4 protein-coding genes are annotated in these 12350 nt (G+C 39.9%); 3 read left to right on the top strand and 1 reads right to left on the bottom strand.

The genetic code is table 11. The features are described 5' to 3' along the window. Positions 1-5: 5 nt before the first annotated feature. The gene (locus P2W75_RS20040; protein ID WP_207295478.1) at positions 6-491 is read right to left on the bottom strand and encodes a histidine phosphatase family protein; all 486 of its coding nucleotides are present in this window, start codon (positions 489-491) and stop codon (positions 6-8) included. A gap of 838 nt (positions 492-1329) precedes the next feature. Between P2W75_RS20040 and P2W75_RS20035 the strand changes: the two genes are divergently transcribed. From P2W75_RS20035 to P2W75_RS20025, 3 genes are all read left to right on the top strand, one after another. Then, a complete protein-coding gene (locus tag P2W75_RS20035; RefSeq protein ID WP_276381823.1) occupies positions 1330-9324 on the top strand; it encodes a gliding motility-associated C-terminal domain-containing protein in 7995 nt (2664 codons plus the stop codon). 73 nt (positions 9325-9397) lie between these two features. Then, entirely contained in the window at positions 9398-10315 is a 918-nt protein-coding gene (locus tag P2W75_RS20030; RefSeq protein ID WP_276381822.1) for a type IX secretion system membrane protein PorP/SprF, read from the top strand. Between the two features lie 11 nt (positions 10316-10326). Continuing rightward, positions 10327-12252, top strand: coding sequence for an OmpA family protein (locus P2W75_RS20025; protein WP_276381821.1), 1926 nt, complete (start codon positions 10327-10329; stop codon positions 12250-12252). Positions 12253-12350: the final 98 nt, after the last annotated feature.

Genomic DNA, 12350 nt, shown 5'->3' with positions numbered 1-12350 from the left:
TTTAATTATTTTAAATCTTTGGGGAAAATTGTTTTATGTGTTTTGCCTTTATCAATGCCATCCCAGCTTTCCGAGTCAAATTGCAGCGATACAAATCCAGAGGTTGGGACATTATCAATAAAAACATCTCCAAATTTATTAACAAAATTTGTAATAGCCTCGTTATGTCCAAAAAGAATAACGCTTTCTAAACTATTATCACATGATTTAATAACCTTTTCCAATTGTTTAACATCGAAAGTATACAATTCATCTTTAAAAACGATGCTTTCAATAGGGTATGAAATATTTTGGGCAAAAATCAGCGCCGTTTCTGTGGCACGTGCTGCTGTACTGCTCCAAATTATATAGGTTTTAGGAAGGTAGTCTGAAATATTTACTGAAACTTCATGGGCATCTTTAATTCCTCTCTTCATAAGCGGCCTGTCGAAATCTTTCAAAGGAGCTTCCCAACTTGATTTTGCATGACGTATTAAAATTAAATTTTTCATAGGCTAAAGGTTTGAAACCTCAACATCGAGGCTACGATTTTTATTAAGTTCTAATTTACAAAAGTTATTTTAATACCGATTGATTTTTTATTTCTGTTAACAATTAATAGAAATTTTAACAAGAATAAATAATTCGTAAAACATTAACATTTTGAAACGAAATTCTTCCTTTTTTTTAAGATAAGGTATTTCGTCTAGTAAACCCAACACTTAATCGATTTGTGTAAAAATACACATAAAAAAATTAAATTACTGATAATCAATTACTTAAACACAAAAATCCTCTGTGAAAATTTCTAGAAAAAAAAGTTTACATCAAAAGTCAAAATAGATTCAAAAGAGTTAAAAAAATTTTTTTTGAGGTAATATTTACATCAAAAAATGTCATTTAACGACTTTTTAGGTTAGTTACAGATAAAAAAATTAAATCAAAAAATTAAGTATATACCTTTAATTATGTTAAAATATTAAAGATATCATAAACAGAGAAATAAATTATACGAATTTAAAACCTACCATTTCTGAAGAAATAAAAGTATCAAAAATTGTAAGTTATTTTTCTGCTAAGAACGTAAGATGTGATAATGCATTGTTTATCCATCAGAAAGTGAAACAGTACCATTTTTTACATCTCTCACAGAATTTATTCAACGTTAACTTTAAAACCAACTCCAAAAAAACAAAAGAATAAAGTGGAACCCAACACCAACTGTTCTTTTTAAAATTAGTTCTGCCCGCCCTCTCTTCTACTATTTTTCAACCAGCTATTTAATAGTCAGTTAAACTGATTATTGCTAAGAATCTCAAATAAATTATTAAAGTTTAAAAATTAGAGATTATGAAAAACATTACTTTTTTGATGAATATTACTATTAAGCGCGTTTTCATATCGTTACTTCTATTTAATATTCAATTATCTTTTTCACAAGTAGATTTAAGAACCTGTGGTTATAGCTGTACCTCAAACAATTACACTTTGACAGACGTTTACCTTAGTTTGTCTAATGTAAACGGAACTCCAATAACGAATACTACCTGTACGATTGGACAAGTACAACAAGTGTATATTTATCTTAATTATTCTTCCAATTCAAATTCGACTATTCATTTTACAAGGTTAAATTCTGATTTAATCATAAACGGAGTAAGTACCTTTTTAAATGTATTGTTAGGAGATATTGCACCAGGAAGCAACAAAAAGTTAATATATGGTCCATTTAATTGGACTTGTGGTGATGAATTAAGTCTTAGCAATACTATTATTGCTTGGAAAACAAGCAGTAATAATGACCCCGGACCTAATTATACCTGTTCATCTTATAGCAACTCACAGTGTGATTTTACCAATACTTTTACTATTTCAAAACCTCTGGCTGTTCAGTTTACTTACAAAGCATGTAAAGTTGGCACCAATACCACCGTTACTTTCACATCGACAACTAATGGAGGAAAAACGCCTTACACGTATGCTTGGGATTTTAGAAATGACGGCGGGGCACCAGATTCCACTTCGCCCAATCCAACTTTTACGTATACTACGTCAAACAATACTGCTAAATTAACGGTCACTGATGCTCAAAATTTATCAAATACTTATATTCTTCCTATAGTGGAGCCAGCAGAATTGATGTTAAGCGAAACGCATACTGCGGTAAATTGCAGTGGCGGAACTACGAATATTACCTTAAACGTAAGCGGTGGAACCCCTAGCTACACGTATTTATGGAGTAATGGAGCGGTTACAAAGGATTTAACCAATGTCGCTCCGGGAACTTATACCGTTACAGTTAAAGATAGTAATAATTGTTCGAAACAATTGACTGTAAACATATCTGGCGGCGATTCTGTTAAACCAGTTATTGATCCACTTCCAGCCCCCAGCACAATCAATTGTCCTGACATTCCAGTATTTGCTCAGGCAACCGCTACTGATAATAGCGGCACAGTAACATCATTGACGTATAGTGATCAGAATACCCCAGGTTCCTGCGCTGGTACTTATTCAATAACCAGAACATGGACTGCAAAAGACGCTTGCGGCAATACTTCACTTCCAGTAAGTCAAACCATAAATGTAGTAGACGTTACTGCACCAACATGGACAACTCAAGTAGGTTTTCTAAATGTAACTTTAGAATGCAGTGACGCAGCAGGATTAATTGCTGCGCAGGCACAAGCTCCAATAGCAACAGATGTTTGTAGTGCAAACATCATTTACACAAAATCAAGCGGAGCTTTTACAGTATCTCAATCCTGTGTAAATGCAGGAACCTACACCAATACCTGGACTGCGAAAGACGAATGCGGGAATACTTCAGACACTTTCACACAGGTTATCACTATTGAGGACACAGCAGCGCCGGTATGGATTACCCAGACAGGTTCTCTAAATGTAACTTTGGAATGCAGTGATACAGCCGGACTTACGGCTGCTCAGGCTCAATTCCCTGCTGCTTCTGATTTGTGCGATGCGGATGTAACCAATATCACCAAAACCAGCGGACAGTTTACAGCTTCCGAAGGATGCGGCAATGCAGGAACCTACACCAACACATGGACGGTGAAAGACGACTGCGGAAATACTTCCGATACTTTCACCCAGATAATCACTATTCAGGATACAACAGCGCCGATATGGATAACTCAGGCGGGTTCTCTAAATGTAACTTTGGAATGCAGTGATGCTTCTGGTTTAATAAACGCTCAGGCGATGTTTCCTGCCGCTTCTGATTTATGCGATGCCGATGTAACGAATATTACAAAAGTAAGCGGACAGTTTACAGCTTCCGAAGGATGCGGTAATGCAGGAACCTATACCAATACATGGACCGTGAAAGACGACTGCGGAAATACTTCTGATACTTTCACACAGATAATCACCATCCAGGATACAGCAGCGCCGGTATGGATTACCCAGGCAGGTTCTCTAAATGTAACTTTGGAATGCAGTGATACAGCCGGACTTGCGGCTGCCCAGGCGATGTTTCCAGCAGCTTCTGATTTATGTGATGCCGACGTAACCAATATTACAAAAGTAAGCGGACAGTTTACAGCTTTTGAAGGATGCGCAAATGCAGGAACCTACACCAATACATGGACTGTGAAAGACGACTGCGGGAATACTTCCGATACTTTCACACAGATAATCACCATTCAGGACACAGCAGCGCCGGTATGGATTACCCAGGCGGGTTCTCTAAATGTAACTTTGGAATGCAGTGATACAGCCGGACTTACAGCTGCCCAGGCAATGTTCCCTGCTGCTTCTGATTTATGCGATGCCGATGTAACGAACATCATCAAAACCAGCGGCCAGTTTACAGCTTCCGAAGGATGCGGCAATGCGGGAACCTACACCAATACATGGACGGTGAAAGATGACTGCGGGAATACTTCCGATACTTTCACCCAGATAATCACCATTCAGGACACAGCAGCGCCGGTATGGGTAACTCAGGCGGGTTCTCTAAATGTAACTTTGGAATGCAGCGATGCTTCAGGTTTAATAAATGCTCAGGCAATGTTCCCTGCTGCTTCTGATTTATGCGATGCCGATGTAACGAATATTACAAAAACCAGCGGTCAGTTTACAGCTTCTGAAGGATGCGCAAATGCGGGCACTTATACCAACACATGGACCGTGAAAGACGACTGCGGGAATACTTCAGATACTTTCACCCAGATAATCACCATTCAGGACACAGCAGCGCCGATATGGATTACCCAGACAGGTTCTCTAAATGTAACTTTGGAATGCAGTGATACAGCCGGACTTGCGGCTGCTCAGGCTCAATTCCCTGCCGCTTCTGATTTGTGCGACTCTGATGTAACCAATATCACCAAAACCAGCGGACAGTTTACAGCTTCCGAAGGATGCGGCAATGCAGGAACCTACACCAACACATGGACGGTGAAAGACGACTGCGGGAATACTTCCGATACTTTCACACAGATAATCACCATTCAGGACACAGCAGCGCCGGTATGGATTACCCAGGCGGGTTCTCTAAATGTAACTTTGGAATGCAGTGATACAGCCGGACTTACAGCTGCCCAGGCAATGTTTCCTGCCGCTTCTGATTTATGCGATGCGGATGTAACCAATATCACCAAAACCAGCGGACAGTTTACAGCTTCCGAAGGATGCGGCAATACAGGAACTTACACCAATACATGGACCGTGAAAGACGACTGCGGAAATACTTCTGACACTTTCACACAGATAATCACCATTCAGGACACAGCATCACCGGTATGGATTACCCAGACAGGTTCTCTAAATGTAACTTTAGAATGCAGTGATACAGCCGGACTTGCGGCTGCCCAGGCGATGTTTCCAGCAGCTTCTGATTTATGCGACGGCGATGTAACTAACATCACCAAAACCAGCGGACAGTTTACAGCTTCCGAAGGATGCGGCAATGCAGGAACCTACACCAACACATGGACTGTAAAAGATGACTGCGGGAATACTTCCGATACTTTTACCCAGATAATCACGATTCAGGATACAGCTGCTCCAACTTGGACAACTGCTCCAACAGCTTTAAATATAACTTTAGAATGCAGTGACGCTTCTGGTTTAATAAACGCTCAGGCAATGTTTCCTGCTGCTTCTGATTTATGCGATGCCGATGTAACCAATATTACAAAAACCAGCGGACAGTTTACAGCTTCCGAAGGATGCGGCAATGCAGGAACCTACACCAATACATGGACTGTAAAAGATGACTGCGGCAATACTTCTGATACTTTTACACAGATAATCACCATTCAGGATACAACAGCGCCGATATGGATTACCCAGACAGGTTCTCTTAACGTAACTTTAGAATGCAGTGATACAGCCGGACTTGCTGCTGCCCAGGCGATGTTCCCTGCTGCTTCTGATTTATGCGATGCGGATGTAACCAATATTACAAAAACCAGCGGGCAGTTTACAGCTTCCGAAGGATGCGGCAATGCAGGAACCTACACCAACACATGGACGGTGAAAGACGACTGCGGAAATACTTCTGACACTTTTACACAGGTAATCACTATTCAGGACACAGCAGCGCCGGTATGGATTACCCAGGCAGGTTCTCTAAATGTCACTTTGGAATGCAGTGATGCTTCTGGTTTAATAAACGCCCAGGCGATGTTTCCCGCCGCTTCTGACTTATGCGATGCGGATGTAACGAATATCACCAAAACCAGCGGACAGTTTACAGCTTCTGAAGGATGCGGCAATGCAGGAACCTACACCAATACATGGACGGTGAAAGACGACTGCGGAAATACTTCCGATACTTTCACACAGGTAATTATCATTCAGGATACAGCAGCGCCGGTATGGACAACTGCCCCGGCAGCTTTAAATGTAACTTTAGAATGCAGTGATGCTTCTGGTTTAATAAATGCCCAGTCAATGTTTCCTGCTGCTTCTGATTTATGCGATGCCGATGTAACCAATATTACAAAAACCAGCGGACAGTTTACAGCTTCTGAAGGATGCGGCAATGCAGGAACCTACACCAATACATGGACGGTGAAAGACGACTGCGGAAATACTTCCGATACTTTCACACAGGTAATTATCATTCAGGATACAGCAGCGCCGGTATGGATAACTGCTCCAGCAGCTTTAAATGTAACTTTAGAATGCAGTGACACAGCCGGACTTGCGGCTGCCCAGGCGATGTTTCCTGCTGCTTCTGATTTATGTGATACCGATGTAACCAACATCACCAAAACCAGCGGACAATTTACAGCTTCCGAAGGATGCGGCAATGCAGGAACCTACACCAACACATGGACGGTGAAAGACGACTGCGGAAATACTTCCGATACTTTTACACAGATAATCACCATTCAGGACACAGCAGCGCCGGTATGGGTAACTCAGGCGGGTTCTCTAAATGTAACTTTGGAATGCAGTGATGCTTCGGGTTTAATAAATGCTCAGGCAATGTTCCCTGCAGCTTCTGATTTGTGCGACGCCGATGTAACCAATATCACCAAAACCAGCGGACAATTTACAGCTTTTGAAGGATGCGGCAATGCGGGAACCTACACCAATACATGGACGGTGAAAGATGACTGCGGGAATACTTCCGATACTTTTACACAGGTAATCACTATTCAGGATACAGCTGCGCCGGTATGGATTACCCAGGCAGGTTCTCTAAATGTAACTTTGGAATGCAGTGATACAGCCGGACTTGCGGCTGCCCAGGCAATGTTCCCTGCTGCTTCTGATTTGTGCGATGCCGATATAACTAACATCACCAAAACCAGCGGACAGTTTACAGCTTCTGAAGGATGCGGCAATGCAGGAACTTACACCAACACATGGACCGTGAAAGACGACTGCGGAAATACTTCCGATACTTTCACCCAGGTAATCACTCTTCAGGATACAGCAGCGCCGGTATGGGTAACTCAGGCGGGTTCTCTAAATGTAACTTTGGAATGCAGCGATGCTTCAGGTTTAATAAATGCCCAGGCAATGTTCCCTTCCGCTTCTGACTTATGCGACTCTGATGTAACCAATATCACCAAAACCAGCGGACAGTTTACAGCTTCCGAAGGATGCGGCAATGCAGGAACCTACACTAACACATGGACCGTGAAAGACGACTGCGGAAATACTTCCGACACTTTTACACAGGTAATCACTATTCAGGACACAGCATCACCGGTATGGATTACCCAGACAGGTTCTCTAAATGTAACTTTGGAATGCAGTGATGCTTCGGGTGTAATAAACGCCCAGGCAATGTTTCCTGCCGCTTCTGATTTGTGCGATGCCGATGTAACCAATATCACCAAAACCAGCGGTCAGTTTACAGCTTCGGAAGGATGCGGCAATACAGGAACCTACACCAATACATGGACAGTGAAAGATGACTGCGGGAATACTTCTGATACTTTTACCCAGATAATCACCATTCAGGATACAGCAGCGCCGATATGGATAACTCAGGCGGGTTCTCTAAATGTGACTTTAGAATGCAGTGATACAGCCGGACTTGCGGCTGCCCAGGCGATGTTTCCTGCTGCTTCTGATTTATGCGATGCCGATGTAACCAATATTACAAAAACCAGCGGACAGTTTACAGCTTCCGAAGGATGCGGCAATGCAGGAACTTACACCAACACATGGACCGTGAAAGACGACTGCGGAAATACTTCCGAAACTTTTACACAGGTAATCACCATTCAGGACAAAGCAGCGCCGATATGGATAACTCAGGCGGGTTCTCTAAATGTAATTTTAGAATGCAGTGATGCTTCTGGCTTAATAAACGCCCAGGCAATGTTTCCTGCCGCTTCTGATTTGTGCGATGCCGATGTAACCAATATCACCAAAACCAGCGGTCAGTTTACAGCTTCGGAAGGATGCGGCAATGCGGGAACTTACACCAATACATGGACCGTGAAAGACGACTGCGGAAATACTTCTGACACTTTCACACAGATAATCACCATTCAGGACACAGCTGCGCCGATATGGATTACCCAGGCGGGTTCTCTAAATGTAACTTTGGAATGCAGTGATGCTTCTGGTTTAGCAACCGCTCAAATGGTTACACCGACTGCAACAGACAGCTGTAACAGCAATATTGTATATACTAAATCAAGCGGTATTTTTACTGCTTCTGAATCATGTAACAATGCTGGAACTTATACCAATACATGGACTGCTAAAGATGAATGTGGCAATGCATCAGAAATTTTCACTCAAGTGATCACCATTCAGGACACAACTGCTCCTGTACTTTTAGGTAATCTTCCTGCTGATATTACTGTTTCATGTGATGCTGTTCCTCAACCAGCTGAAATTACGGCTTCTGATACATGCAATGAAAACTTACCCGTTATCTTTACCGAAGTAAAAAGTGGTATTGTAAACGGATGTCCAACCAATTACACATTAACACGTACTTGGAAAACCAGTGATTGCAGTGGAAATATGGCAACATATACCCAAATCGTTACTGTAAGAGACACTACTCCACCAACTGGTACTGCCCCAGCCAATGTAACTGTTCTGCATAATATAAATGAAATTCCTGCACCTAACCCAGATGCCATTACAGATGCTGCTGATAATTGCAGTGAAAATGTAACCATCACGATTGTTGATTCCACCAATGAAGGAACCGGCTGCGATGGAAACACTTATATCCTGACAAGAACATATACTTTGTCTGATTGTGCAGGAAATAAAACAGAATTAGTTCAAACCTTCACTGTTGAAAGTGTAACCAATATTACCAGTGAAGCTTGTAGTGACGATTCGACTTTGATTAATCTTTCTAATTTACTTCCAAACGGTACACTTACAACGGGAGTATGGACTGATCAAACTGGTACCAATGCATTGCAGGGAAGTATCTTAAATCCTTTTGGTCTTGCACTAGGAAACTACACATTCGAATACCGAATTGCCAATGAAAATTGCACCAGAACAATTGTCTTAACAATGGAAATAAATGACGATTGTAAAGTCTTAGCATGCGGCAATATTATAATTCATAATGCCTTCTCACCAAATGGTGACGGAATAAATGATGTCTTTGAAATTGATAACATTAATGATTTGGCCTGTTATCCCGGAAATACCGTTGAAATCTACAACCGTTGGGGAATATTAGTTTTTGAAACCACTAACTATAACAATGCAACCAACGCATTTGACGGTACTTCTAGAGGAAGAACAACAATTAAACAATCTGACGGATTACCTACAGGTACTTATTTCTACATTTTAAATTACCAATCAATAGATGGAAATAATGTAGTTCATAACAATAAAAAAGATGGGTATTTATATCTGTCCAGATAGAGTAACAAAAGTAATGCATTATAAAAATGCCCTTTTATAATGCATTACATACTAATCAATAATAACATCTATTATGAGAACAAAATTATTTTTTTTCGTCATTATGTTTGCAACCATCTTCGGTTATGGACAACAAGATGCACAGTATACTCAGTATATGTACAATACTATCAATATAAATCCAGCTTATGCAGGATCACGTGGAGCATTAAGTGTTTTTGCTCTATATAGAACGCAATGGGTAGGTCTGGATGGAGCACCTCAGACCTCTACTTTATCGGTAAACTCTCCTATTAACAACAGCAATATTGGAGTTGGACTTTCTCTTGTAAACGATAAAATTGGTCCTACAAACGAAACCAATATCTCAGCTGATTTATCATACACTATTCAGACTTCTGCCGATACAAAGCTTTCTTTTGGAATTAAAGGAACCGCCAATTTATTCAATTTAGACATTAACAAACTGAATCCGGCTAATCAGAACGATCCACAGTTTCAGGATTTTGACAACAAGTTCTCTCCCAATGTAGGCGCTGGTGTTTACTGGCATTCAGATAAAGCTTATGTGGGTTTGTCTGTTCCTAATTTTATAGAAAGCAGTAAGTACAATGACAATGATATTGCTATTTACAAAAGCAAAATGAACTATTACTTAATGGGAGGTTATGTATTCAATCTTGACAAGTACGAATATTACAAATTTAAACCTGCTATTCTTGCTAAAATGGTTGAAGGAGCACCGCTTCAGGTAGATATATCAGCCAACTTTATGCTGCTGGACAAAATAACATTGGGTGCAGCTTATAGATGGAGTGCTTCAGTTAGTGCAATGGCTGGTTTTCAGGTTACTGATGGACTTTACATTGGATATGGATACGATCGCGAAACTACAAATCTGAAAAATTACAATTCAGGATCTCATGAAATATTCCTGCGTTATGAATTCTTTACCAACAATGGTAAAATGACAACGCCACGTTTCTTCTAAAATTATGTATCATGAAAAATTTTACACTTCTTTTAATCACTTTTAATCTTTTCTTCTGTTATGCACAGGAGAAAAAGATGAATTCAGGAGATAAAAAATTTGATGGTTATGCCTATATAGATGCCATTAAAACTTACGAAAGAGTAGCCAAAAAAGGGTATAAATCGGAAGAATTGTTTAAAAAACTTGGAGACGCCTATTATTTCAATTCTGAATTTGAAAATGCAGCAAAATGGTATGGTGAAATGTTTGCCATGAACCCTTCTCCTGCTGCCGAATATTATTACCGATATGCACAATGCTTAAAATCAATTGGCGAAACTGATAAAGCCAATAAAATTCTGGATGAGTTTAACGCAAAGTACAAAAACGATTCTCGAGGAATTCTTTACAGAAATGATCGGAATTATCTGGATCAGATTAAAGCCAATTCTGGGAGATATAAAATTGAAGGTGCTGGGATAAATTCTAAATATTCCGATTATGGGAGTTTTATATATGACAATAAAATCTATTTTGCATCAGCGAGAGATACCGGGAATTTTAGTCAGCGAAAACACAAATGGACAGGTGAATACTTTACCAATATTTACAACGCTAACTTAGATGCTGAGACTGGAATGCCATCCAAAGTAAATAAAATAAAATCCGAACTCAATGGTCGGTTTCACGAAGCTACTCCTGTTTTTACCAAAGATGGAAAGACCGTCTATTTTACCAGGAACAATTATGTAGATGGAAAAAAGGGAAAAGATGCTAATAAAATTACATTGGTAAAAATTTACAAAGCGACTCTTCAAGATGGAAAATGGAAAAACATCACACCGCTTCCTTTTACCAGCGATAATTACAGCACAGCACATCCATCGTTAAGTCCCGATGAGAAAACGCTTTACTTTGCTTCAGATATGCCTGGCTCCGTTGGACAATCTGATATTTATAAAGTAAATATTAATGAAGGTAATTTTGACACACCGCAAAATTTAGGAAAAGTAATAAATACAGAAGGGAAAGAAACCTTTCCGTATGTAACTAACGAAAATGAGATTTACTTTTCTTCAGATGGTCATCCTGGGCTTGGAGGTTTGGACGTTTTCGTGGGGCAGATTGAAAACAATGGAACCATAAGTGATATTCAAAATCTGGGAAACGATATTAATTCTCCCCAGGATGATTTTGCGTACATCATTGATCCAGTTACAAGAAAAGGCTATTTTAGTTCAAATAAAGACGGCGGATTAGGTTCTGATGATATTTACAGTTTTTTAGAAACCCGAAGACTAAAATGTCTTCAGGAATTAGAAGGTGTGATTACTGATGCCCAAACCGGTGAAATACTTCCAGATTCGAAAGTTACTTTATATGAAAATATGGAAATTAAAAATTCCGTGGCCGCTGACATTCAGGGAAAATACAGTTTTTCAGTCGAATGCGGAAAAACCTATTACGTAAGAGCCGAAAAACCAGAATATTCAACCAAAGAAGTTAGCATTACCATTCCAAAAACAACTGGAAAAACAAACCTGCCAATTGCGCTGGAAAGATCAATTTGTAAAGTGGCGATTGGTGATGATTTAGGAAAATGTTTCGGAATTAAAATGATTTATTTTGACTTGGATAAATCGAATATTAGAACCGAAGCAGCTTTAGATCTAGAAAAAATACTTGATGTATTGAACCAATTTCCAACTATGAAACTGGATATTCGTTCACACACCGACAGCAGAGCGAGCTTTAAATACAACGAAGCTTTATCTGACAGAAGAGCCAAATCGACTATCGAGTGGCTTGTTCAAAACGGCGTAGCTAAAAACCGCTTAACCGGAAGGGGTTACGGTGAAACACAATTGGTTAATCGTTGTTCTGATAATGTAAAATGTACAGAAGAAGAACATCAAATGAACAGACGAAGTGAGTTTATTGTTACGGGATTATAATCTCATAGAGTTAAAAAAATAAAAGCTGTCTACGTAAATAGACAGCTTTTATTTCAAAACGCCGCTGCAACTCAGGTATTGCAACGACAACTAACCAA

The organism is Flavobacterium sp. H4147 (assembly GCF_029360735.1).
In the GTDB taxonomy this organism is placed as follows: domain Bacteria; phylum Bacteroidota; class Bacteroidia; order Flavobacteriales; family Flavobacteriaceae; genus Flavobacterium; species Flavobacterium endoglycinae.
This window is presented reverse-complemented; position numbering and strand designations above follow the sequence as displayed.

What these genes read in the sequence shown, in the direction of transcription:
- P2W75_RS20040 (WP_207295478.1), bottom strand. Translation starts at nt 491, where the DNA reads ATGAAAAATTTAATTTTAATACGTCATGCAAAATCAAGTTGGGAAGCT.
- P2W75_RS20035 (WP_276381823.1), top strand. Translation starts at nt 1,330, where the DNA reads ATGAAAAACATTACTTTTTTGATGAATATTACTATTAAGCGCGTTTTC.
- P2W75_RS20030 (WP_276381822.1), top strand. Translation starts at nt 9,398, where the DNA reads ATGAGAACAAAATTATTTTTTTTCGTCATTATGTTTGCAACCATCTTC.
- P2W75_RS20025 (WP_276381821.1), top strand. Translation starts at nt 10,327, where the DNA reads ATGAAAAATTTTACACTTCTTTTAATCACTTTTAATCTTTTCTTCTGT.